General features: G+C 23.4%; 23 protein-coding genes, 3 tRNA genes, 1 other RNA gene and 1 pseudogene. 19 read left to right on the forward strand and 9 right to left on the reverse strand.

Annotation, left to right across the window (positions count from 1 at the left end; translation table 11 throughout):
• Positions 1–24: 24 nt before the first annotated feature.
• The gene (gene cysK, locus D9V66_RS00335) at positions 25–990 is read right to left on the reverse strand and encodes a cysteine synthase A (RefSeq protein ID WP_158365478.1); all 966 of its coding nucleotides are present in this window, start codon (positions 988–990) and stop codon (positions 25–27) included.
• A gap of 258 nt (positions 991–1,248) precedes the next feature.
• On the opposite strand from cysK, the gene ligA reads away from it, so the two are divergent.
• Entirely contained in the window at positions 1,249–3,270 is a 2,022-nt protein-coding gene (gene ligA, locus D9V66_RS00340; RefSeq protein ID WP_158365479.1) for an NAD-dependent DNA ligase LigA, read from the forward strand.
• Positions 3,271–3,287: 17 nt separating this feature from the next.
• Here ligA and D9V66_RS00345 read toward each other — a convergent pair.
• Both D9V66_RS00345 and D9V66_RS00350 read right to left on the reverse strand, forming a co-directional pair.
• A tRNA-Lys gene (locus tag D9V66_RS00345) sits at positions 3,288–3,360 on the reverse strand.
• Between the two features lie 9 nt (positions 3,361–3,369).
• Positions 3,370–3,442: transfer RNA gene (locus D9V66_RS00350), tRNA-Val, on the reverse strand.
• A 215-nt stretch (positions 3,443–3,657) separates the two neighbouring features.
• Here D9V66_RS00350 and gltX point away from each other — a divergent pair.
• Positions 3,658–5,076: a glutamate--tRNA ligase gene (gene gltX, locus D9V66_RS00355; RefSeq protein ID WP_158365480.1), complete on the forward strand. Its 1,419-nt coding sequence runs from the start codon at positions 3,658–3,660 to the stop codon at positions 5,074–5,076.
• Positions 5,077–5,306: 230 nt separating this feature from the next.
• Positions 5,307–5,379 (forward strand) — tRNA-Ala (locus tag D9V66_RS00360).
• Between the two features lie 113 nt (positions 5,380–5,492).
• Here the strand turns inward: D9V66_RS00360 and fliE are convergent.
• Positions 5,493–5,804, reverse strand: a complete 312-nt coding sequence (gene fliE / locus D9V66_RS00365) for a flagellar hook-basal body complex protein FliE (protein WP_158365481.1) — start codon at positions 5,802–5,804, stop codon at positions 5,493–5,495.
• A gap of 238 nt (positions 5,805–6,042) precedes the next feature.
• Between fliE and fliF the strand changes: the two genes are divergently transcribed.
• From fliF to fliR, 14 genes and pseudogenes are all read left to right on the forward strand, one after another.
• A complete protein-coding gene (gene fliF, locus D9V66_RS00370) occupies positions 6,043–7,698 on the forward strand; it encodes a flagellar basal-body MS-ring/collar protein FliF (protein ID WP_158365482.1) in 1,656 nt (551 codons plus the stop codon).
• Positions 7,695–8,690 carry a flagellar motor switch protein FliG gene (fliG, locus tag D9V66_RS00375; protein WP_158365483.1) on the forward strand — a complete coding sequence of 332 codons (996 nt, stop codon included), beginning with the start codon at positions 7,695–7,697 and terminating at the stop codon, positions 8,688–8,690. The genes fliF and fliG overlap by 4 nt, the downstream gene beginning before the upstream one ends.
• Positions 8,683–9,354, forward strand: coding sequence for a flagellar assembly protein FliH (locus D9V66_RS00380; protein ID WP_158365484.1), 672 nt, complete (start codon positions 8,683–8,685; stop codon positions 9,352–9,354). Before fliG ends, D9V66_RS00380 begins: the two co-directional genes overlap by 8 nt.
• Positions 9,312–10,718, forward strand: a complete 1,407-nt coding sequence (locus tag D9V66_RS00385; protein ID WP_187308378.1) for a FliI/YscN family ATPase — start codon at positions 9,312–9,314, stop codon at positions 10,716–10,718. Before D9V66_RS00380 ends, D9V66_RS00385 begins: the two co-directional genes overlap by 43 nt.
• Positions 10,719–10,758: 40 nt before the next feature.
• Complete coding sequence (locus tag D9V66_RS00390) at positions 10,759–11,202, forward strand: flagellar export protein FliJ (protein ID WP_158365486.1); 444 nt, start codon at positions 10,759–10,761, stop codon at positions 11,200–11,202.
• 8 nt (positions 11,203–11,210) lie between these two features.
• A complete protein-coding gene (locus D9V66_RS00395; protein ID WP_158365487.1) occupies positions 11,211–11,534 on the forward strand; it encodes a hypothetical protein in 324 nt (107 codons plus the stop codon).
• 2,043 nt (positions 11,535–13,577) lie between these two features.
• Positions 13,578–13,772 carry a hypothetical protein gene (locus D9V66_RS00400; RefSeq protein WP_158365488.1) on the forward strand — a complete coding sequence of 65 codons (195 nt, stop codon included), beginning with the start codon at positions 13,578–13,580 and terminating at the stop codon, positions 13,770–13,772.
• A gap of 640 nt (positions 13,773–14,412) precedes the next feature.
• Positions 14,413–15,204, forward strand: coding sequence for a flagellar hook-length control protein FliK (locus D9V66_RS00405; protein ID WP_158365489.1), 792 nt, complete (start codon positions 14,413–14,415; stop codon positions 15,202–15,204).
• A gap of 101 nt (positions 15,205–15,305) precedes the next feature.
• Positions 15,306–16,253, forward strand: a complete 948-nt coding sequence (locus tag D9V66_RS00410; RefSeq protein ID WP_158365490.1) for a FliM/FliN family flagellar motor switch protein — start codon at positions 15,306–15,308, stop codon at positions 16,251–16,253.
• The gene (fliN, locus tag D9V66_RS00415) at positions 16,246–16,656 is read left to right on the forward strand and encodes a flagellar motor switch protein FliN (protein ID WP_158365491.1); all 411 of its coding nucleotides are present in this window, start codon (positions 16,246–16,248) and stop codon (positions 16,654–16,656) included. Before D9V66_RS00410 ends, fliN begins: the two co-directional genes overlap by 8 nt.
• Before the next feature lie 6 nt (positions 16,657–16,662).
• A pseudogene (gene fliO / locus D9V66_RS03185) lies at positions 16,663–16,980 on the forward strand (flagellar biosynthetic protein FliO); the annotation flags it as partial.
• A gap of 93 nt (positions 16,981–17,073) precedes the next feature.
• The gene (fliP, locus tag D9V66_RS03190) at positions 17,074–17,808 is read left to right on the forward strand and encodes a flagellar type III secretion system pore protein FliP (RefSeq protein WP_261979336.1); all 735 of its coding nucleotides are present in this window, start codon (positions 17,074–17,076) and stop codon (positions 17,806–17,808) included.
• Positions 17,809–17,886: 78 nt separating this feature from the next.
• Positions 17,887–18,156 carry a flagellar biosynthesis protein FliQ gene (fliQ, locus tag D9V66_RS00425; protein ID WP_158365493.1) on the forward strand — a complete coding sequence of 90 codons (270 nt, stop codon included), beginning with the start codon at positions 17,887–17,889 and terminating at the stop codon, positions 18,154–18,156.
• Positions 18,156–18,932, forward strand: coding sequence for a flagellar biosynthetic protein FliR (gene fliR, locus D9V66_RS00430; RefSeq protein WP_158365494.1), 777 nt, complete (start codon positions 18,156–18,158; stop codon positions 18,930–18,932). The genes fliQ and fliR overlap by 1 nt, the downstream gene beginning before the upstream one ends.
• Before the next feature lie 127 nt (positions 18,933–19,059).
• On the opposite strand, the gene rpmG is transcribed toward fliR, so the two are convergent.
• Both rpmG and rpmB read right to left on the reverse strand, forming a co-directional pair.
• A complete protein-coding gene (gene rpmG, locus D9V66_RS00435) occupies positions 19,060–19,227 on the reverse strand; it encodes a 50S ribosomal protein L33 (RefSeq protein WP_014499249.1) in 168 nt (55 codons plus the stop codon).
• Positions 19,228–19,452, reverse strand: a complete 225-nt coding sequence (rpmB, locus tag D9V66_RS00440) for a 50S ribosomal protein L28 (RefSeq protein ID WP_158365495.1) — start codon at positions 19,450–19,452, stop codon at positions 19,228–19,230.
• A gap of 272 nt (positions 19,453–19,724) precedes the next feature.
• Between rpmB and D9V66_RS00445 the strand changes: the two genes are divergently transcribed.
• On the forward strand, positions 19,725–22,643 hold the full coding sequence (locus D9V66_RS00445) for a translocation/assembly module TamB (protein ID WP_158365496.1): 2,919 nt from the start codon (positions 19,725–19,727) through the stop codon (positions 22,641–22,643).
• Between the two features lie 36 nt (positions 22,644–22,679).
• Here the strand turns inward: D9V66_RS00445 and ppa are convergent, their stop codons facing one another.
• Entirely contained in the window at positions 22,680–23,213 is a 534-nt protein-coding gene (gene ppa / locus D9V66_RS00450; protein ID WP_158365497.1) for an inorganic diphosphatase, read from the reverse strand.
• 205 nt (positions 23,214–23,418) lie between these two features.
• Here ppa and pmbA point away from each other — a divergent pair, with 205 nt between their 5' ends.
• On the forward strand, positions 23,419–24,759 hold the full coding sequence (pmbA, locus tag D9V66_RS00455; RefSeq protein ID WP_158365498.1) for a metalloprotease PmbA: 1,341 nt from the start codon (positions 23,419–23,421) through the stop codon (positions 24,757–24,759).
• Between the two features lie 99 nt (positions 24,760–24,858).
• Here the strand turns inward: pmbA and rnpB are convergent.
• Positions 24,859–25,232: RNase P RNA component class A (rnpB, locus tag D9V66_RS00460), an RNA gene on the reverse strand.
• A gap of 20 nt (positions 25,233–25,252) precedes the next feature.
• Positions 25,253–26,113: a 16S rRNA (cytidine(1402)-2'-O)-methyltransferase gene (gene rsmI, locus D9V66_RS00465; protein WP_158365499.1), complete on the reverse strand. Its 861-nt coding sequence runs from the start codon at positions 26,111–26,113 to the stop codon at positions 25,253–25,255.
• Between the last annotated feature and the right edge of the window lie 14 nt (positions 26,114–26,127).

A 26,127-nucleotide genomic window follows, 5' to 3' on the forward strand; every position in this document is an offset into this window, starting at 1 on the left:
TTTTATTGCAGAAATTGTATTTAATTACTTTATGTTGTTATTAAATAATGTAGAGAATAATTCTGTACTTAAATAACGTTCTCCTGAAGAGGGTAATATAATAACTATATTTTTATTTAAAAATTTTTCTTGTTGTTGCATTTTTAAAGCTGCAGATAGTGCAGCACCAGAAGAAATACCTGCTAATATACCTTCTTTTTTCATTAGTTTTTGAGCTGTTAATATTGATTCTTCACTTGAAACTGTGATAACTTGATCAATTAATGTCAAGTCTAAATTTTTTGGAATAAATCCAGGCCCAATTCCTTGAATTTTATGCAATCCAGGTTTTAATTCTTTTCCTGATAAGAATTGTGTAATTACTGGAGATTCAGATGGTTCAACAGCAACGCTGATTAATTTTTTTTTTAGTTTTGTATGTTTTATGTATTTTGTTACGCCTGTAATAGTTCCTCCAGTTCCTACTGCGGAAATAAAAATATCTATATTACCATCAGTATCATTCCAAATTTCAGGTCCAGTAGTTTTTTCATGAATTTCAGGATTCGCTGGATTTTCAAATTGTTTTAGTAAAAGATATTTATTAGGATTATATGATATAATTTCATTGGCTTTAGATATAGCTCCTTTCATGCCATATTTTCCATCTGTCAAAACTAAATTTGCTCCTAAAGATTTGAGTAGTTTTCTTCTTTCTATGGACATAGTGTCTGGCATAGTAAGAGTTAATTTATAATTTTTAGCTGCAGCAACATAAGCTAACGCAATTCCAGTATTACCACTCGTTGCTTCTATAAGTTCTATATTTTTATTTAAATCTCCACTTTTTTCTGCACTCCATATCATATTAGCACCAATTCTACATTTGACACTAAAACTAGGATTTCTAGATTCAATTTTTGCTAAAATATTTCCGTGTCCTATTCTTTTTAAACGAACTAAAGGTGTATTTCCTATAGTTAAAGAATTGTCTTCATATATTTTACCCATTTTTTTCCTTGATTTTTTTGAATTTTTTTATTTTCCTATTTTAGGAAATTTATTCTAAAAAGAAAAATATTTTTAAATAAAATTTTTTATTATACTGCTTTTTAATAATTTTTAAAAAATCTACCATTAATTACTACAAATGATGTTTTATATTATAAGTAAAAATTACATAATAAAAAATACCAATATTATTAATTTATACAATTATGAGATAATTTAAAATTCATTTTCTATTACATAATTATATATAATAAATTTATGATAACTATAAAAAATAAAATTGATAAATTACGAAAAAAACTTTTAAAGTGTGAATACTCTTATCATATCTTAAATAAATCTATTATTTCTGATGCAGAATATGATTATTTACTTAATAAATTATATATGTTAGAGGTAAAGAACAAACAATTTGTCACTTCTGATTCACCTACACAAAAAATAGGATCTAATTTAACAAATAAACTTCAAAAAGTAATACATTTTTCACCTATGCTATCTTTAGAAAACACTTTTGATTTTAATGGATATTTAGATTTTGAAAAAAGAATTAAAAAATCTCTTAATACACATAAGACAATAAATTTTTGTTGTGAACTCAAGATGGATGGTATAGCTATTAGTCTTATTTATGAAGAAGGAATTCTTTTAAGAGCAGCAACTCGCGGTGATGGTTATCAAGGGGAAAATATTACTTCTAATGCAAAAATGATAAAATCAATTCCTTCACAATTAAAAGGCTCTGATATACCGAAGAGATTAGAAGTTCGAGGAGAAGTTTTTATGTTAAAATCTGATTTTTACAAATTAAATGAAAAATCTAAAATTAACAAAACTAAAATTTTCTCTAATCCTAGAAATGCAGCTGCAGGTTCGTTACGTCATATTGATTCAAAGATAACAGCTTCAAGAAAGTTGATATTTTCTTGTTATGGATGTTATTTTTTTGATAATTTTAAAGGAATAGAAAATTTTTCAACTCATCATAAAAGACTGATGCAATGCATGAAATGGGGTTTTCCAGTCAACAAAGAAATTATAAATTGTTCAAATCATGTAGAAGTATTTAATTTTTATAAAAAATTTGAAAAAAAACGTTATCTTCTTGATTTCGATGTAGATGGTATTGTGATTAAAGTGGATTCAATAGATTTTCAAAAAAAACTGGGATATAACGCAAAATGGCCAAGATGGGCTATAGCTTTTAAATTTTTTTCTTCAGAAAGAATAACTAAGTTACACGATGTGAAATTTGAAGTTGGTAGAACAGGTGTGATCACACCTGTAGCTTATTTTGAATCTATTTGTATATCCGGGGTAATGATCAAAAAAGCTTCGTTATATAATAAAAATGAAATAGAAAGATTAAATTTGCATATTGATGATTCCATTGTTATTTGTCGTTCTGGTGATGTCATACCAAAAATATTAAATGTTATTAAAAGTAAACGACTTGATAATGCTAAAAAAGTTATTTTTCCTTTATTCTGCCCATCTTGTAATACCCAATTGTTAGAAAATAAAGAGGAAAAGATAATTCGTTGTCATGCTGGATTAACATGTAATGCCCAGAAAAAAAAATCTTTATCTCATTTTTTTTCAAAAAAGTCTTTCAATGTGACGGGTTTGGGTCCAAAAATTATTACTCAATTAATAAAAAAAAGAGTTGTTAAAAATCCAGTAGATTTTTTTTATCTCACTTATTTTGATTTAATTGAATTACAAAATGTAGGACATAAAAAGAGTATAAATATTATAAATTCTCTAAATAAATGTAGAAAAATTACTTTTAAACGTTTTATTTATGCTTTGGGAATTCCTAATGTAGGTGAAATTTTTGCAGAAAAAATTGCGAATTATTTTATAAAATCAGATAAATTATTTCATACTAATATTGCAGAATTAAATAGTATATTTGGTATAGGAACAGTTATTGCAAATAATATATTTAATTATTTTTCTACAGATTCTAATTGTAATATGGTTCGTAGACTTGTAAAAGAGTTAGAAATTTTTTCAAGCCATCCAGAAAATCTTATCATAAATTCTAAAAAGACATATTTTCTTGGTAAGAAAGTAGTTTTAACAGGTGTATTTGATGCTTTTTCAAGAAAAAAACTAAATAGTGTTTTAACAAATTTAGGAGCTCAAGTTTTAAATAATATTTCAAAAAATACAGATGTGTTGATTTATGGAAAAAAATTTGGTTCTAAGTTTCTTAAAGCTAGAAGTTTAAATATTAAAATAATTAGTGAAAAAGAATTGTACTCTTTAATTTAGGCATTTAAATATTTGTTTGGGTCGTGCAGGATTTGAACCTGCGACCAATTGATTAAAAGTCAACTGCTCTACCGGCTGAGCTAACGACCCTTTTTTTGATGGGTGATGACGGACTTGAACCGCCGACTTCCTCCGTGTAAAGGAGGAGCTCTACCAGCTGAGCTAATCACCCTTTAAATATTTTTTATGACTTTATTGTAAAGCTAGAAGAAATAGAGTCAATCTTTTTTTTGAAAATTATAGTTGTTTGTTGTAATTTTAACCACAATGATGAGATTATGATCTATATTTTTGTTTTAAGATATCAAAAATACAGATTTTTTTAAAATGTTTTTTTATATTATGTAAAAAGTGGTTGTAGTTAGTTTTGTTGATAAGGAGGAATATATGAAAATAAAAACTCGTTTTGCACCCAGTCCTACTGGAGATTTACATATTGGAAGCATTCGTACTGCTTTATATTCTTGGTTGTTTGCAAAATCTCACCATGGAAAATTTATATTACGCATAGAGGATACTGATATTGAACGTTCTCAAGAATCTTCAATTGATTCTATTTTAATTGGATTAAAATGGTTGGGATTAAATTGGGATGAAGGACCTTATTTTCAAACTAAACGTTTACAGAGATATAAAGAAGTTATTGATATAATGGTTAAAAAAGGAGATGCCTATAAGTGTTTTTGCTCACCTAAAAAACTAGAAGAAGATAGAAAAAAACAAATTAGAAATGGCTTAAAAGCACGTTATTCTAGACATTGCAGAAATTTAAATCTTGAAAATGTATTTAATCAAGGTTATGTAATACGATTTAAAAATCCTATTTCTGGAACAGTGACGTTTAACGATCAAATAAGAGGTGAAATTATTTTTGATAATTCTGAATTAGATGATCTTATTATTCAACGTTCAAATGGAATGCCTACTTATAATTTTTGCGTTGTAATAGATGATTTAGATATGAAGATTACTCATGTTATCCGAGGAGAAGACCATATTAATAATACACCTCGTCAAATTAATATTTTAAAATCTTTAGGAGCTAAAATTCCAATTTATGCGCATTTATCAATGATTTTAGATGAAATGGGTAATAAAATTTCTAAAAGAAAAAATGCTCAAAATATCATAGAATATCGTAAAAATGGTTTTTTGCCTGAAGCATTGTTAAATTATATAGTGAGATTAGGATGGTCTTATGGTAATAAAGAAATTTTTACAGTTTTAGAAATGCAAAAATTATTTAATTTAAAATCAATTAGTAAATCTTCTAGTATTATTAATTTGAAAAAACTCTTATGGCTTAATAAATACTATATTAATTATTTACCATTAAATCAAATTACTAATAATCTTAAAGATTATATGAATAAGGAAAAAATTAATATAAGTAATGGTCCTAATTTAGAATTTTTAGTTGAATCATTAAGAAGTCGTTTTTATACAATAAAAGAAATGACAGAATCTTTTCGATGTTTTTATGAAGAATTTAAAATATGTAATCATCAAAAAATTGAAAAATATTTAGTATTAAGTAATTGTTATATTTTAGAAGAATCGTATAAAAGAATAAAAAAATTATCTAGTTGGAGTCATTCTATTATATCTGAAATGATTAGTTGTTTGTCTACTGAAATGAAAGTTAAAAAAACAAAAATTAATATGATTTTACGTGTTGCTGTAACTAACGATACTAATTCGCCCAGTATTAGTTTAGTAATTTACTTGATCGGTCAAAAAGGAGTTTTGTCAAGGATTAATAAAACACTTAATTTGATTAAAAATTTACAAAGTAAAATATATTAAAAATAAGTATTTTTTTTAAGTAAAAAATTAAGTTTTTTATAAAATATATTTATATTTATTTATAAAAAAATTGACACATTTACTTTTTAATAAGATTATATTTAAGTTTTTACATTAAAAAATATTTTTTAATGATGTATAATATACTTTTCATAAATCCTATGAGCATAAAAACTATTTTATTAAAAATAAATTGACAGAATTCATGTGTTTTTATATTGTAATATTTCGGGGCTATAGCTCAGTCGGTAGAGCACTTGCATGGCATGCAAGATGTCGGTGGTTCGATTCCACTTAGCTCCATAAGATTTTATTCTTAATGTAAAAACAACAAAATGTTTTTAGATAAGAAAATTTTTAATATACAACAAATATCCATTTTATACTGTGCTGAGTTTTTTCAGCACAGATTAAATTTAAATTTGTTGACTCATTATTTCTTGATAAGCTGAAACAATTTTATTTCTTATTTGAATTGCCATTTGTATAGAAATAGAAGATTTTTCTAAATTTATTATAATGTCGTTTAAAGATGTTTGAGATTTATTTGATAAAAATTTCTCAGTGTCAGTTTTCGTATGATTTTGAATATTACTTATTTCTCCTAATGCCGTTTTTACACAATCAATGAAATTATCAGATTTTGTGTTTTTTTGTATATTTATATTTTTATCTAATAAATTAATTTTTTTATTAAAATTTTGATAATTTATATTTTCAATAAACATAATCTTCCTTTAAATAATTTTTATTGTTTTGAATTTTGAAAAAACGTTATATTTATTCTTTTTTCAGTAAAAGTCTAAAAGCATAATAATAAACATTATATCAAAAAATTCTTTAATATATTATTAATATAGTTTAATTAAAAATAATTTAACAGGAAATTTTTTTGTTTCATATTAGTGAAATTATTTAATTGCCACTAAATTATAGTTAGAACTAACTATCAGATAGGAAGATTTCATGAATTTCAGTACTATAGAAGATTCAGTCTTAGAAGAGAAAAAAAAATTTAATAATTTTTTATCTCGTTTTTTAAAAAATTCTCGTGTTTTAGTTATTTTGTTAACAGCTGCAGTCATTACTGCTGTCTCCGTTTCGATATGGATTAAATCTCCTGAGTATCAAATTTTATATAATCATGTATCTAATGAAGATGGTAGTGCTATTGTAGACAAGTTAAATGAAATGAAAATTCCTTATAAGTTTAGTGATATTTCAGGACAAATAGAAGTGCCAAAAAACAGGATTGATGAAATCCGTTTGCGTTTGTCAGAAAATAATCTTCCCCGAGGCGAAGAGGTAGGTTTTGAATTATTAGATAAAGAACAGTTTGGAATTAGTCAATTTAACGAACAAATAAATTATCAACGTGCTTTAGAAGGAGAGTTATCTCGTACTATACAAAGAATCAACGTTATAAAAGGTGCTAGAATACATATTGTATTACCTAAATCATCATTATTTTTACAAGATAAAAAAAAACCATCAGCTTCTGTTGTTTTGGAACTTCATGCTGGACGAACATTAAATGTAGGTCAAATTAATGCAATATTACATCTTATTTCAACTAGTGTACCCAACCTTTCAATAGAAAATATTACTATTATAGATCAATCGGGTAAATTATTAAATCAAACGTCTTTAGGATATGATCAAATTAATGATTTACAATTTAAATATTCTGAAGAGCTTGAATCTCGTTATAAAAATAGAATTGAAAGTATTTTAGAACCGTTATTAGGATTTGGCAATGTTCGTGCTCAAGTGACTGCTCAAATAGATTTTAATTCTCAAGAAAAAACACAAGAAAAATATTCACCTAATACCAGTAGAAAAAATCAAGCAATACGTTCTCGTCAGACAAGTATTCATGATGAAAGAGAAAAAAGCAACACACAGGAAAATATACCAAATTCATTTTCTAACAATGTGTTTAAAGATTTTAAAAATAAAAATGTATTAAATGGTAATAATCAAATAAAAAATAGAAAAAATTTTAAAAATGATTATATTCCTTTAAATTCTAATATTAATCGTGAAAATACAATAAATTATGAATTAAATCACAGCGTGTCCCACACTAAGATGAATATAGGAGAAATTAAACGGTTATCAGCAGCAGTTGTAGTTAATTACATTAGAGATAAAAATGGAAAATTAATGCCATTAACGTCAGAAAAAATAAAAAATATTAGAAGTTTAATATCTGAAGCTATAGGATATTCTAAAGATCGAGGTGATAGTATTCATGTTGTTAACGAATCTTTTGTTAAATATGATAAAAAACTACTTCCAATCAAGTTGAATAATTCAAATTCATTTAGTGAATTATCAAATATCTCATTTACTTTAATACCATGGATTGTTTCTGGTTTATTTCTTATTTTATTTTTAAAAAGATACATATATCCTTCTTCAAACCATAATCTTACAGAAGATAGAATACTTGAAAATGAAACAAAACATACAGAATACGATGATGATATTAAAGATAATCTTTCTGAAAAAAATATTCAAAACGATGTACATAAAGATAAATTAATCGATCAAATATCTAATCAAAATCCACGTACTATAGCGTTGATTATTCGTAAATGGATGAGTGATAAAACATGATTTTAAACGGTATTGAAAAAAGTGCACTATTGTTGATGTCAATAGGAGCTGATCAAGCTGGAGAAGTATTGAAAAATCTAACTCCTTTTGAAGTTCAAGAACTTGTTACTTCTATGGTTAACATAAAGAGAATTTCTACTGAAAAACTGAATGAAATACTTTGCGAGTTTTATGATATCGTGATAAAAAATAATACTCTTCTCTCTAATTTTGATGATAAATATCTTAGTGATATGTTATCTAGAGCATTAGGAGAAAAAAAAGCAAATTATCTTTTACAAGAAACGTTAGAAATTCATAATGCTAAAACATCTATTGAATCACTTAATTATATGAAATCTGATCAATTAGCTTTTTTGTTGAATAATGAACATCCTCAAATTATAACAACAATACTAATTTATTTAGATAAAAATCAATCTGCTCAAGTTCTTTCATCTTTCGATGATAAAAAACGTGCTGAAATTATATCAAGAATTACAGAATTCCATGGAATAGAAGATTCTTCTTTAGTAGAACTAAGCAAAGTTATTAATAACTTGATAAAAAATAAAAAATTGATTTTATCAGAAAAGGGAGGAATAAAAACTGCTGTAAGTATTTTAAATGCTATGAAAATCAAAGATGAAAAATCTACTTTAAAAAAAATTAATTTATTTAATAAGGATTTAGCAGATACTATTTTAAAAGAGATGTTTTTATTTAAAAACATAATAGATTTAGATGATAAATACATTAAAATTATCATCCAAAACATAGAAAAAGAAAAATTGTATGTTGCACTTCAAAATACTGATTCTATTATTAAAGAAAAATTTTTTAAAAATATGTCTGATGTAGAATCTAGTAAATTATCTTTAAGTTTAGAAAAAAAATCTTATATTTCTGATGCTTCTATTAAAAATGAACAAAAATTACTTTTAATTATGATTAAAAGTATTGTAGACAATGGAAGTATTTCATTAAAAAATTTAAGAGAGTATTATGTCTAATGTAAAATTAGAAAAAAACTGGATACAGTGGTATCCAAACAAAATATATTTCAAGAATGTTAAAAATAGAAAAATAATTTTAAGTTATTCAGATAAATTTACAGAAGAAGATTTTTGCGAGACTTTAAAGGAAAAATTTTCTAATGAAAATCAAAAAAATAATACTGAATTAAAAGAGATGAATTTAACAAAAATAAAATCATATGAAGATGGTTTTAAAAAAGGATTTGCGAAAGCAGAAAAAGATAATCTTATATTAAATGATAAATTAAACACTTTTTTTTTAGAATTTGAAAAATCTTTTTCTATTTTTGAAAATAAATTATATTCCCGTTTATTAAAAACGGTATTGACTATATCATCTTATGTGATTGGAAAAAAAATTAATATTGATAAATCAATTTTAGCAACGCATATAAAAACAATTATCAATCAAGAAGGTATCTGTTTAAAAAAACTGCAACTTTTTATTCATCCTGATAATAAAATTTTAATGGAAACTATGTTTAAAGATTTATTAAAAACTTATCAATGGAAATTGATATATGATGATAATATAGATTTAAATGGTTGTAAAATTAAATCAGAAAATGGTTATATAGATTCTACAGTTGATGCCAGATGGCAGGAATTACATCGTTTTATATATTCAGAGGAATATTAATGAATTTGAGATTTACTCAATTATTAAAAAAACTTTCTTCTTTTGAAAATAGGATTAAAAATCTTCCTAGTATAGTTAATTATGGACGTCTTATTAGCGTTAATGGTTTAGTTGCAGAAGCTATTGGTTTAAAAAAAGCACCTATTGGAGCACAATGTTTTATTGAAAGGATTATAGATGGTAAAAACATTAATATTAAAGCCGAAATAGTAAGTTTTTCAGAAGGTAAAATTTTATTATTATCTTATGAAGAAATTCGTGGTGTTTTTATAGGTGCACGTGTTTTTTTACAATTAGATAGTAAAATGAATTATATTACAAGAAAAATACCATTATCTATGAAACTCTTAGGAAGAGTATTAGATGGAAATGGTATGCCTTTAGATGGATTACCTTGCTTAGATGAAAAGTATTATACTACAATACAAGAGAATAATATAAATCCACTAAATCGAAAACCAATTACTGAAGTATTAGATACTGGAATTAGATCTATTAATGCACTTTTGACTATTGGAAAGGGTCAAAGAATAGGAATTTTTTCTACTCCGGGTCTTGGTAAAAGTATTTTACTTGAAATGATCGCAAAACATACGAAAGCTGATATTGTTGTTATCGCATTAATTGGTGAAAGAAGTAGAGAAGTAAAACGTTTTATTGACAATGTGATGAATTTTCAAGGTTTATTACGATCAGTAGTAATTGCAGCGCCATCAAACGTATCTCCTTTATTACGGATACAAGCAGCATCTTATGCAACTAGTATTGCAGAATATTTTTGTCAAAAAAATAAAAATGTATTATTAATTATGGATTCTTTGACTCGTTATGCTATGGCAGAACGAGAAGTTTCATTATCTTTAGGAGAGCTACCAGTCTCTAAAGGTTATCCAGTTTCTGTATTTTCAAAAATTCCGAATTTATTAGAACGTACAGGAAATATTAATAAAAATAAAGGTTCAATTACTGCATTTTATACAGTTTTAATGGAAGATGAAGATCAACAAGATCCAGTGTCATATCTTACTCATTCTATATTAGATGGACATATTATATTATCTCGTTATTATGCTGATTTAAGTCACTATCCTGCAATTGATATTGAATCTTCTATTAGTCGAGTTATGCCAGATATTATTAATTCAGAACAATATCATCATGCTTCTTATTTTAAAAAATTAATTTCTTCATATCAAAGAAATCGAGATTTAATAAATGTAGGTGCGTACATTCATGGAAATGATTTAGTTTTAGATCATGCGATTAGACTTTGGCCAAAATTAGAAAAATTTTTACGTCAAGAAACATCAGAGCAATATGACTATGTTGTTTCTTGTAAGCAATTAAGTGAAATCTTTCTTTAATATTTTGATATTAAAAAAATATTGTGGATGTATCATATTAATGAAATGTAAAAACGTTACTTTTTCTATTTTAGAAAAAATAGAAAAAGTCAAACTAAAAAAAGAAACAATTAAAATTAAAAATTTATATGAAAAAAGAATACAAGATATTCAACAATTAGAATTGTTGAATAACTATAAAAAAGAATATATAAAAAAAATACATACAAAAATAATATTAGGAGTTCCTATAACTAAATGGAAAAATTACAATGATTTTATTTCGATTTTACAAATCATTATTAGAGATAATAAAAATATCATTGAAAAGAACCAAAAAATTATAGAAGAAAATTTAAAAAATTGGCGTAAAAATCAAAATAAAGTAAAAGTTTGGCAATATTTAAATATTAAAAATAAAAATAAAATTTTAAGAATAAAAAAAATACAAGAACAAATTTTGAATGATCATTATTTTCAATTAAAATTTTTAAAAAAAGGATAATTATTTTAATGTTAAAAATTATTTATAATATTTTACCATATAAAAATGTTTCTTCTAATTTACATGAAAAAAATAATATTTTTGATATTAATAGTAAGTTACCAGTATCTCAATCAATTTTTAATGAATTAAATAAGTTTTTAATCAATAAAGAAATAGAATTTGATAATGTTTCTACAGACGAAAAAAAACATGATAAAAATATTATTTGTACTAATTTTGCAATTAATAATTTACTAAATATTGTAGTTTACAAAGATCAACTTTTAAAGTTCAGTGTTTTAAGTGATCTTAAAGATAATATTAAAGATAATAGAGAAAATCGGAGGTAATTATTTGTTTCAATATATTATTCAATATTCGATAAACCATAAAGACTAAACCATTATTTTAAAATATAATGATATTAATGATTGTTGTACTGTCGAACACGTGTAGTAGTTTGAGTGATTTAATCAAATACAATCGCGTATAATGTTGAATTAAAATGAAAAATTGTGGTTTAAGGTTGGTAGATACTGCAGTACAGCGCGGTATGACCCGGTCAATAGTGTCAGCGATTACACTAAAAAATAATTCACCCCATCGGCCATCATTCATTCATTCGTTCGTTCTACCGCATATCCATTGACAGCATGAATGACGTTTGAAAAAAAAAAAGTAAATATGATAAAGTACCTATTGAATATTGTATAACATTATATGTATATAGTCTTTAACCACTATTACCCGTTCCTCGAGACAAGTTAGTTGATTTCTCCATGTGGCTTAGCTGACTGACGACGGACACGTATCCTATTTCTGCATCCACATTAATATTATATTGTGAGACATCAAATACACACTGTAATAATATATTGTGTATGATGTGATTACACATTTTCATACCCATTCAGAGTGACGTTCGATCGGTAAGTCACAAACAGGAACTGGTCTACCGGAAAGTCTGAACTGGTCGTCTGCAGTGACTGCAGTGTTTAACTTGCGTAGGTATAATAATATTATATCAGCAATAATAATTCTGCACCAACATACGCATTACTGATTTTCTGTAGGTGCTTGTCTAACTGAAAAAAATCGGTATACATATCGTCTCCTGTGCAACATTGAGACAAGACCAACTACTATAGATTCTATTTTATTTATTTTTTTTTGAATTTCATCCCTCATTTATTACGACAACGAATTACATACTTTTAGTCAAACAGGATATGTTGTGAATCTTTTCATTATATTCCATTATTTACGATATATATATTTTTTATGTACTTTACGATCAGTGACGGATTTAACGGTCAGGCAAGTCGAACACGTCTGACCAGTGTCAAGCACTCAATCTGAATCCATGAACGCAGGAGCGTGACAAAACATAGTATGTGTGGCTCGCGCGGGAAGGCCATTCAGTCTTGGACGAAATGCGACGCCCGCGACTGAAATGGCTCACTCAAAACAAACGAACTTACTATAAATTATCCTTAAATTCTACAATTATTGAAAAGTTTAAAAACTATAAATAATCATGATTTTCAAATTTCTAAACACATTTTTGAGAAAACTTGCCGACATTAATTTTCATAAATATTTAAACAATTTACTGTCAATTTTAACTCCACTCGTCGTATAATTGTAGCTATACCTACGATTATGCAATTTAATACAATTCAATTTTCTTCTAATAATAAATAATTATTATTTTTTTTATTATTAGCTCTGGGATTCACTATAATAGCTCAACAATAGTATGTAGGAATATAACTAAAATTGACTCTCATACTACTTTTTTCCTTTGAAAGTTCGACAATGGTACACACAAGACGCGTAGAGATAATAAATTAAAAAAACATCAAAAAAATTAAGTATTGTGTGTATAAACGTTTCATGTTTTAATATAATAATTATAATTAATTGACTCAATCATTTAACTGCTGATAAGTGGAAAAGTTGAAAAAATGTTCACACAGTAAATACTGAATTACATAGTTAAGTGACTTTTAATTTTTAAATAGATTATTATGAGGTGTGGTCTCTTATGAACCAATTTTTATTGATATACTTTTCGGTTGAAAAACATAATTTTAATTTATCAGTAGGCCGACCCAAAAATGTGTTTAAACAAATGTAATAAGTTGCTGTAAAATGGATTCACAATAAATTAATTTACGTTTATTAATTTTTTTTATACTTATTATTTTGAATAAAATTTAAAAATGCTAATAAAATCCAATTATGGATTTCGTTTTCAACCAAGACGTCATACTTAATTGCATTATTGAAAAATAAAAATGAAAAATCTCTACTTAAGATAACAAAATGTCTATAAATAGTTTGAAAGTCTCAATATTTTTAAAATTGTATATTGCAAACTGTAAATAAAAATGCTAAAATATATATTTGATGAAAATCAGAGGTCCATAATACGGTTTTTTATTTGTATCACAACAATAGCACAAAATCAAAAGTTAGAAGACTGTACCAAATATTCTGCTTTAAAACGTGATGACAAACATAACAAAAAAATCTCATCTTTGTCATACGAATGCATTTCTCGCTCCGTTCGGAATCATAAATAATAATAGGAACACCGAACAAGTATAATACATCAAAAATATAAAAAATCAAATCAAATCAACCTGATATTTAAATATTTGAACTTTTGATTAGTTTTAAATTTTTTCAATGTTTTTATTTTCCTATTTACATAAGATCATTTTATTTTGTATGTTCGTAAAATAATAATGCAAAGTATTTCTTGCCTACAAATTGGAGGACATAATAATATATCTTTATCAAGTTGTCAGTCTCGCGTATGATATTTCCATAAAAGAATATACAGCTTACGTCATATAGTAAAATAATAAAAATAAATTGAATAAAAAAATAAATTTAAATGTCAACAGACTAACATGAATAATTTCTTATAAAATATAATAAGCCAACCAGATTTTGACCGTAATTTAATGTTTACACTTTAAATGTTATAATATTATGCATTTCCACAAATGCCAAACGAGTCGTTTTTGCACAATTCTCGGCCGACTATTAAAAATAAAAATAATAGTGGTGTTCTCATTGAAGCAAAAAAAAAAAAAAAAAACAAGAATCGGTTTTCGGTAAATAAAAAAAATAATAAAAAAAGATAATATACAAAAAAAAAAATTAGATAAGTGTATTGTTAAAAACAAATTAGATCGTATAAATTATTTAAATAATATGATTCATGATATTATAGATATAAATCAAAAAAAAAATAAAATATCAAAAAAAAAAATATTTTCTGAAACAATAAATTATGATAAAAACAAATTATTTCAAATACATGGATTAATAGATAATTTTAATATATCAAAAAATTTGCATGAATTAGAAACCCAATATCATTCTATTCAAAAGGAAAAAAATATTCTTAAAATTAATGAAAATTATGAAAAAAATTCTAAAAATAAAAAAATTTTAATTTTTTCTCAGAATTTGAAAAATTATAAACATAGTTTGTTTTTTTATGCTAATACAAGTAAAGTCAAAAATTTAATAAATGAAATCAATTCTTTACAAAAAACTGATACAAAAGAACTCATAAAATCAAATACACAACCATTTCTTTTTTATGATTCAAAAAACTCCATTGAATGGAAAAAGCTAATTAGTCAGAAAATACTTTTATCTATTGCTAATAAAAATAATCAAGCAGAAATTTATTTAAAACCAGAAAATTTAGGTTCTATATATATTAAAATTAACATGAAAAATGATAAAGCTACATTAGATTTTATTTCTGATCATAAAGAAATAAGAACTTTTTTAGATAATCATATTTCTTTTTTACGTCATTCTTTAGCAAAAAATGGTATTAAATTAGGAAAAGTTAATATTCTTGGTGCATTAAAAAATAAAAATATAAAAAATTATAAAAATATTTTTGATTTAGATAAATTCCAAAAAAAATTTGATTTTCATAAAAAAAATACAAATATAGAAAATAATTCAATTGATATATATATTTGATATAAAATGCATTTATTTCTAATAAAAATATTTAATCATGTATTTTTAATAATATATCGAGTTTTTTATCTTATAATAACTTTTACCTTTGAGGTGTGTAAATGGGGAAAAGTAATAACTTACATAACAAGTTCAAAAAGATTTATCAGAGAGAAAACAATTTAAATAATTTTTTAAAAGAAGATGAAATTGAAATATTAGAAAATATTAATCAGTATTTTTCAAAAAAAATCATAGTAGATTTTTCTAATTTTGTTAAAAAAAATGTAAAAATTTTTTCTTACAGTATGAAAATAGAATCACTTTCGAATTATAATAGAACAAATATTAGTTTTTTTAATTCCATAGAAGTATTACCTTTTAAAAATCAATTCTTTTTAACTTTTTCTTCTAATTTTTTATCTGTTATTATAGATCTTTTATTTGGAGGTCATGGTGATTTAACAGAAAATTTTGATAGACACAATGCAATTACATCTACTGAATTATTAATTAATAAAAAAATAACTAATTGGATCATTAGTTCTTTTTCTAATGTTTTTAAAAAATTTTTTTCTCTAGATATAAAGTTCATCAATGTAAAGATTTTTTTAGATTTGAAAAAACCTTGTTTTAATTCTAATGAAATGTTTTTAATAAATTGTTTTAATTTTTATATAGATGATATAGAAGTATATTTTAGTTTTTTAATTCCATTATCAATAATAAAAAAAATTAATGAAAAAAAAATAATTTCAACTAATAATGATCAAAATTTATGTTTAAAAAACAATGTTATTAATAATATTGTTTTCGAAGATATATATAACGTTGAATTAGAGATTATTTTTAAAATAAATAATATTTCCATACCCCATGATAAAATTTATAATTTATCAGTAGGAGACGTTTTTTTAATTAATAAACCTGATAAAATCATAGGATTTTTGGAAAATCAACCTATATTTTTTGGTAAATATAAAAGATTTAATGAACAATCTATTATTTTTATAGAAGAATTTATTAATAATTTAGAATCTAAAAAAGATAAGGAATACTTTGATGAGTAATGTCATAAAAAATTCTGATAATAAACAATCAATAAATTCTGAAAAAAAAAATTCAGAAAATAAAGTTTTTAATAAAAACATACCATCTCAAAAAAAAACTGATAAAAATACATTATTAAGTGATTCTAAAAAATCATTACACAATAGAAATATTATACTCAATACGCCTATCAATATTACAGTAGAATTAGGAAAATCAAAAATAAAAATTAAAGATTTTCTTAGTTTTTCAAAGGGAAGTATGTTAATTTTAGATAAGTTAATAAAAGAACCTTTAGATATTTTTTTAAATGGTCATTTAATTGCTTCTGGTGAAATTGTAGTATTAGAGAATAAATATGGTTTGCGTATTACTAATATAAAAAACTCTTTAAAAACTTTAAACGTTTTATCTGAAACTTAAGATTTTATGAAAAATAATGTATCTTCTGAATTAATATCTACCACTTTTCAACCGATACTTAATAGTGAAAAATTTTTTCAAATAACAAGTTCACTATCTCAAATAATATTATTAATATTAATTTTCAGTTGGATTTTAAAAAAAATATCTTATTTCAAAGTTAATAACATAATATCTTGTATGAAAATTATAGATAGATTGTCTGTTGGACCACATGAATCTATTGTTATTGTGCAGATAGAAGAAGTAAATTTAGTATTAGGTGTTACATCTAAACATATTACTCATTTACATACTATCTCATCTATTTTAAAGACAGATAGAATAAAAAAAAAAATAGACAATAGTGCTTTTTTGAAAACGAATATTTTTTATCGTTCTTTAAAAAATTTTTTTAAAAAATCCTGGAAAAAAAAAATGTTTTATCGAATTATTCCATTTTTATTTTTTTTGTTAATTTGTCCAAATGTTCGTGCAGAAATTCCTGGATTAACCAGTCATCTTTTAGATGATGGAGGACAAACATGGTCTGTTCCAGTACAGACGTTAGTATTTTTAACATCATTGACTTTTCTTCCTGCATTTCTTTTAATGATGACTAGTTTTACAAGAATTGTTATTGTGTTTGGTTTATTACGAAATGCATTAGGTACACCATATGCTCCACCTAATCAAATATTGATTGGTTTAGCTCTTTTTTTGACTTTTTTTATCATGTCTCCAACCTTTGATAAAATTTATCAAGAAGCTTACGTACCGTTTAGCGAAGAAAAAATTAGTATGGAAGATGCAATTACAAAAGGTTCTATTCCTTTAAAGAAATTTATGTTAAATCAAATACGAATACCTGATTTAGAATTATTTTCTAAATTAGCACATATTTCTTCTTATAAAAATAAAGACGAAATACCGATGAGAATTTTATTACCGTCATTTATTACTAGTGAACTTAAAACCGCTTTTCAAATCGGATTCACTATTTTTATACCATTTTTAATTATTGATTTGGTTGTGGCAACTGTATTAATGGCTCTTGGTATGATGATGGTTCCACCTTCAACAATTTCTTTGCCTTTTAAATTAATGTTATTTGTATTAGTAGATGGATGGCAATTATTAATTTCTTCATTAGCACAAAGTTTTAATACATAATATATATAATATTTTCTTAAATATTTTTATATATTTGAAAAAAAATTTTAAATGAATTTTCCAAAATTGGAGATGTTTATGACATCTGAATATGTAATAGAACTTTTTCATGATGCTATGAAAATTACATTAATTCTTGCATCACCATTGTTATTAGCAGCGTTAATTAGTGGTTTAATTATCAGCGTATTACAAGCAGCTACACAAGTTAATGAACAAACTTTATCTTTTATTCCTAAGATTATTTCTGTTTTAGGAGTAATAGTAATACTCGGTCCTTGGATGTTGGGTGTTATGCTAGATTATATGCATAATTTATTTAATAATATACCATTGATTATGAAATAATGTTAACGTTTAACGATTTTCAATTGATGACATTTATTAGTAATTTTTTTTGGCCTATGGTGCGAATTTTATCTTTTTTTTCTATAGCACCTGTGTTTAATGATAAGCTTGTGAGTAAGAAAAGTAAAATTATTCTAGCTGTTATGATAAGTTTTTTAGTATCTCCTTTTTTGCCTGAAGTACAGACTATATTGTTTTCATATTTTGGATTTTTACTCTTGTTTCAACAAATATTAATTGGTATTGTTTTAGGTTTTATTGCACAATTATTATTTGTTACAGCTAATTTAGCTGGAGAAATAATAGGTTTGCAAATGGGTTTATCATTTGCAACCTTTTTTAATAAAAGTAGTTATATTGGAACTACTGTAATATCTCGTTTATTAAATATTTTAATATTTTTGTTTTTTTTGGTTTTGAATACTCATCTTTATTTAATTTCAATGTTAATTGATAGTTTTTATAGCATGCCTGTTGATAATTATGTTTTGAATTCAACTATTTTTTTTACTTTATTACAATTTTTTGGTCATGTTTTTTTAAACAGTGTTTTATTTATTTTACCGATTATAATTATTTTATTAATGCTGAGTTTTATAATGAGTATTTTAAATCGTTTATCTCCTCAAATATCTCTTTTTTCAATTGGTTTTCCGCTAAATTTATTAGTTGGAATGTTTTCATTGTATTTTTTAATATCTATTACATTTCCTTATTTTGAAAAAGTATTACATGAGTTAATATTTTTCATATCTCATATTTTCTTAAATATATAATATGATTTTTTTAGTAAATTTATGAGATTATCTTTTTTAAGATATATAAAAAAATATAATTAAAGTATAATTTTTATAAAAAATTATACTTTAATATTTATGTAACAATTATCTATTAAAACAGAGTTTATTTAATTTTTCCTTCATTATATAAAACATGTTTGCGAATTACAGGATCGTATTTTTTGAATTTTAACTTATCTGGTGTATTTCTTTTATTTTTAGTTGTGGTGTAATAGTGGCCAGTTCCTGCTGATGAAATCATCTTAATTTTTTCACGAGTTTTTTTAGCCATTTATTTGTCCTTTATTTCTTTTAATATAGTTTCAATTCCTTTCTTATTGATATAACGCATGCCATTAGCTGAAATACGTAATTTAATAAATCTTTTTTCATCAGCAATCCAAAATCGATGGTATTGAATATTTATTAAAAATTTTCTTTTAGTTGCATTCATAGCATGAGATCGATTATTACCAATCATTCTTTTTTTACCAGTGATTTGACATATACGTGACATATTTTTCTCTTTAATTAAAAAATTAATATTTTTTGATGAAGATTATAGTATGCATATTTATCTTAAAAAAATATCTTAACATATTATAAAAAACTATAATAGTTGTTTAATATTCATTAATAAATATAAAAAATATATAATATTTTTTATATTTATGTTAAAAAAATTTTTGTATTTATAATTTTTTAATAATTTAAAATAATTTTTAAAATTAAAATTTAATTTTTTAAATTTTGATATTTGTAAGTTGATATTAATCAGGACAATTTTTTATGAGTCTATATCATAAATACTTATCTAGATTTTTAGTTTTTTTTTCTGTTTTATTTGTTGTTTTTTTATTTTTTATAGAAAGTAGTATAGGATTTAAATGGATTTTTAATTTAACTAATCGTTTTTTTTTAGGAATTAAAGTAGAAGAAATATCTGGAAATTGGCGTAATTTTACATTAAAAAATATTAGTTATAACACTTTTGAATCTTCTATTGAAGCTAATAGCATACATGTAATATTAGATATTAAATCTTTATTTAAAAGTGCTACAATCATTAAAGATATTGAAACAAAAAATTTAACAATTTCATTTAAAAAAAATGAGGATAGTCATTTCTTAAAAAAAGAAAATTGTGATAATTTTTTTGAAAAAAATAAATATATTAAATATCCTATAATCTTTAAAAATATACATATAGATAAAATTTTATTTAAAACTTCTAAAGAAGTTATGTTTTTATCAAATGTTTTAACTGGTATAGAATTTTCAAATAATAATATTACTATATTTCCTAGTTATATTGATAATATTACAGTAGCATTATCAAATAATATTAATTTAAAAAAAAAGTTTGAAAAAAATTATTTAATTACTCTAAAAAATTTTTTTAATACAACAAAAATACATAATTTTTTATCTTTTTCTTCAAGTGAAAAAAAAGTTTTTATTCCATTAAACATTAATTTAATTTCTTTACATTGTAAAAAAATAAATTTTATAAATTATAATAATGCTGATTGTTTTGAAATAAAATTAAAAGCTAAACTAAAAAATAATATTTTAAAAATAAAAAATATTATAGAAAATTCTGATTTTTTAAAAATCAAATCTGATGGAAAAATTATATTTTATAATAATCATATCATTTCATGTATTATACATAATAAAATATTAGCCCCAAGATTTCATAATAGAGTTTTTAGTATTGTATTTAAAGCTCATTTAGATAAAAAAATTAAATTTAATTTACAATATAATGATCTATACAAAATGAATATTACGGGTACAATGTTTTTAGATAATTTTGATGATTCATTTTATTTAAATTTAAAAAGTAAATGTTTACTTTTTTCTTTAAAAAAAGATTCTTTATTAAATTTGAAAAATTTTAATTTAGTGTTAGAAGGAAATATAAATAACTATTCCTTGTTTATAGAAAATATTTTTAAGATAAAAAACATGCCATCAATTTTTGTCAAAATTGATGTAAAAGGTAGTTTAACTAATGTAGTTATAAAAAATATTAAATTTTTTCCAATTAAAAAAACAATTTTTAAATATGAAAAAAATAATTTAATAAACAATATTATATATAATCAACATATATTAGAGTTAATTGGAAAAACAAATGTACTAGGTATATCTGACAATAATATACATAATATGTATTTTTCTAAAATTAATTTAAATGGTAATATAATGAAAAAAAAATTATCTATTTTAGGTTCTTTTGGTTATAGAAATTTTAATGTTCTAGATATTCCTGAAATAAAGTTTTTTTTAGGAAGAAATAAATTATATCTGAAAGGTTCATTAGGTAAAACATTTAATATTAATTCTTCTGTTTATGCTGATAATCTAGATTATTTTTTATCTGATTTAAAAGGTATAATTAAATTTAAATCTAATATACATGGTCATTATATGTTTCCTATTATGATGACAAGTAAAACATTTGGAAGAAACATAAGCATCGATAATTTCTATTTAAAATCGTTTAAAACATTTACTAATATAAATATTAAAGATAAGTTTTTAGGGAAAATATTATTAGATGTAAAAAAAATGTATTTTTCTAATTTTCATATTGATTCTTTATATTTTAAATCTATTTTTAATAACAAACAGCAAAAACTGTTTCTTTTATTAAAAAGTAATATATTATCTTTAAATTTAATAGTTAATGGTATTTATGATAATAAAACAGGAAATTGGCGCGGATTTTTTAAAAAGATAAATATTGAAACTTGTTTAGGAACAATAATTGATAAAAAAAATTCTCTGTTTTTTTATTATGATTTAAATTTTAAAAAAGATAATTTTTTTAAAAAGAACTTGCAAAAACAAACTTTTTTTTCATCTATTTTATTTGAGACAAAAACATCTGTATCTAGTTTTTTTAATAAATCTTTTACAAATTTTAAAGCTAAACTTTCTATTAACACACAATTAAAATGGGTTTTTGGAAAAAATATCACTAATGCAAAGATATTTTTAACAGCTAATGATATAAACTTAAAAAGAAAAACAAAAGAACAAATATTTTCTGAAGATATAAACTGTATTAATTTATCCGTTAATTTCAAAAAAAATAATTTTAAAAGCCAATGGATATTGAAAAAACTAATAAATTCAACAGAAAAAGAAAATATATCTGGTTATTTAAATATTATGGATATTTACAATAAAAAAAACATAGAAGGTGAATTTTTTATTTCTGATTTTCCTGTTTCTTTTGTTAATTTTTTAACTAGAAGTTTTAAAAAAGCAAAAGGTATATTTAAAAGTAACATAGTATTTTCTGGCACTTTATATTGTCCTAAAGTATCAGCTAATATTTTTTTTCAAGATATTTCCATCAAAAGTGATAATATATTAAACTATATAAGTTTTCTTTTTCCTTATTTTTTAGGGAAAGTAGATACATTGAAAATTAATCAATCAATCATAATAAAAAAAGCTGATATATTATTTACATTAAATACACCGTCTAAAAAATCTACTAGTATAGATAGTATAGAATGGAATCTCTTATTTAAGAGTGAAAAAATAGCAATAGCTATTTTTCCAAAAATAAAGATAAAATTCTCTTCTCATTTAAATTTACATTATTTACTTTCAAAGTATGATTTAATCGGATATATAAAATTTGGTTTATTTTATTTTAAAATTAATGAAAAAAACTTTTGTTTTTAATTTATTAAAATGATAAATCATTTTGAATATAATATATTAGATTAATTTTTGAGCACGATTATACGAAGCAATAATTTCTGATTTTGCATCTTCATTATTTCCCCATCTTATAATTTTTACCCATTTTTCTTCTTCTAATTTTTTGTAATGTTGAAAAAAATGAGCAATTTGATTTTTTAATAATTTTGATATATCTGATATATTATTTATATTTTCATATTCTTTACAAATTTTACTGAGTGGAACTGCGATTATTTTATCATCATTTCCTGATTCATCTCGCATTTTTAATATTCCTATAGGTTTACAATGAATAACACAGTTAGATTGTATTGGGTAATACGAAGGTACTAATACATCTAAAGGATCACCATCTAAAGATAAGGTTTGATTAATATAACCATAATTACAGGGATAAAACATTGGTGTAGATATAAAACGATCTACGAATAGTACTCCTGATTCTTTATTTATTTCATATTTAATAGGAGAAGAATTCGAAGGAATTTCTATTATAACGTATATGTCATTAGGTATATTATCACCAGCAACAATTTTATTAAAATTCATTTTTTTCCTTACAAAATATTATTGGATATCTTATTGATTTATTTTTTTATAATGTTCTATAAAGAACATAAAAGTATTATTTTTAATAAATATTAACATTCAAGAATAATTATATCTATATTTTATTTAAAGTAATTTATTTTAATTTTAATTAAATTTTTATATAATATTAATTATATAAAAACATATTTTAAAGGGTTTATGAATGTACTTAATAAAAGAAATAGAAAAAGAAGAAAAACTTCTTTTAGATACAGTAAAGAAAACTTTACAATTTGCTCAAAATAAAACGACTTCTATTGAAGTGTTTGTAAAAAAAACAATAGGAATGAGCATTAATGTTAGAAATGGTATTGTTGAAAATGTTGAATTTAATAGAGATGGTGCATTATTTATTACTGTTTATAATAAGTTTTCTAAAGGTTGTGTATCTTCTAAAGATTTTAGTTTAAATAGTATTAAAAATATGCTAGAAATAGCTATTAATATTTCAAAATATTCTTCTTCTGATTTTTTTTCAGGATTACCAGATGCAACATTATTATGTGTTCGAGCTATAAATCTTGATTTATTCCATCCAAGCGAACTAAATATAGAAAACACAATTAAATTTGTTACCTTTTCTGAAAAAGAAGCTTTTAAATTTGATAAAAGAATTGTTAATAGTGAAGGAAGTTTTTTTAACAGTCATATTACAATAAATGTTTTTGGAAACAGTTTAGGAATGTTGGAAAAATATAAATCTACTCGTTATTCAACCTATAATTGTATGATTGCTCAAGATAAAAATTCTATGCAAAGAGATTTTGATTATTCTGTTGCTAGAAAAATAGACGAACTAGAAAAACCAGAAATACTTGGTAAAAAAACTTCCGCACGTGCGATATCTCGATTAGGATCACGAAAGATACAAAGTAAAAAATCTGCAGTAATTTTTGCAGCAGAAATAGCTCATATTTTTTTCTCTCATCTTGTCAGTGCTATTAATGGTGATAATGTTTATCAGAAATCTACATTTTTACTCTATGATTTAAAGAAAAGAATTTTTCCTAAATGGTTTAATATTGAAGAAAAACCTCATTTAATGAAAGGATTAGGTAGTAAACCTTTTGATAGTGAAGGTGTATCTACACAAAGTAAATATATTATTCAAGATGGAATATTGCAAACTTGGTTATTAAATACCTATAATGCTCGAAAACTCGGATTGAAAAGTACAGGAAATTCTGGTGGAATTTTTAATTGGATAGTACAATATAATAATATTTCTTTTAAAGAATTACTAAAAAAAATAGATCAAGGTGTGTTAGTAACTGAGTTGATGGGACAAGGGGTTGATATTGTAAGTGGAAATTATTCACGTGGGGCAGTAGGTTTTTATATTGAAAAAGGAGAAATTGCATATCCAGTAAATGAAATCACTATATCTGGAAATTTAAGAGATATGTGGAATAATATTATAGGTATCAGCAATGATGTCGATGTACGAAATAATATTCAATCGGGTTCAGTATTTTTATCTGAAATGCAAATTTCTGGTAATTAAAAAATCTTATTTTTTATATTTAAATAAATTTATTAAAGGTAATAAATTTATTACCTTTATAGAAAAAAAGATTTTTATTATATTAAATTAAAATTTAATTAGTGAAGTTGACCTGTAAGCCGGGTTCTGTTTTAACAGTCATTCATCTAGATTAATAATCACTTATTAATTCAAGCAGCCTACCCAGGTTTGTATAGTACGAGCAATACAAAAAATACCCTATATTTAGCTTTGCTCCGGGTGGAGTTTACCATGCCATAAATTGTTACCAATTATGCGGTGTGCTCTTACCACACCTTTTCACCCTGGCCATATTTTTATTAAAAGTATAAAAAAATAGGTGGTTTTTTTTCTGTTGCACTAGTCATAAGCTTACGCTTTCCAGGTGTTACCTGGCACCCTGCTCTGTGGAGCCCGGACTTTCCTCTTTTTAATTTTTAATAAAACTAAACAGCGACTGTTTGGTCAACTTCGATATAAAATGATATATTATTTAAATTGTTTTGTCACATTTCTTTTTAATTACATGTTGATATAAATTATTTTTACTGATTTGATGTATTTTAGAAGTAATTAAAACAGATTGTTTTAATGATAAAAAATTTCTTAATATTAAAAAAGTATCTAATATTTTTTTTGATAAATTATTTTTTTTAGATTTTTTAAAACCTTCAACAATAATTACCATTTCTCCTTTATAACGATATTTGTCTTGTTTAAGCCATTCAAGAATTAAAATGGCGTTTGCTCCGTATATAGATTCCCATTTTTTTGTAATCTCTCTAGCAATTACTATATGTCTATTTTTACCTATTTGTTCTATTATATCTTCTATACTTTGAAGTATTCTATATTTTGACTCATAAAAAATCATTGTACGTGTTTCTTCTTTTAAAGAAAATAATAAATTGCACCTTGTTTTTTTTTTGGAAGGTAAAAAACCCTCATAGCAAAAACGGTTATTATTTATGCCAGAAGCACTTAATGCGGTAATAGCTGCACAAGGCCCTGGAAGAGGAATGATTTTAATGTTAAAAAAATAACATTTTTGTATCAAAATATTACCAGGATCATTAATAATTGGTGTTCCTGCATTAGAAACTAAAGCAATTTTTTCCCCTCTTTTTAATTTTTGAATCAAATTATCACTTTGTTTTTTTTCATTATCTTTGTTCATTAATATTAGATGGTTTTTAATATTAAAATTTTGTAGTAAAATATTAGTATGTCTAATATTTTCAGCAGCAATTAAATCGACATTTTTTAAAATTTCTAATGCTCTATAAGTTATATCTAATAAATTACCAATTGGTGTTGGTACAATATAAAGAATACCAGTTTCTAGTTGATTCATGTTTTTATCCATAA

Source organism: Buchnera aphidicola (Brevicoryne brassicae), from assembly GCF_005082825.1.
In the GTDB taxonomy this organism is placed as follows: Bacteria; Pseudomonadota; Gammaproteobacteria; order Enterobacterales; family Enterobacteriaceae; genus Buchnera; species Buchnera aphidicola_AK.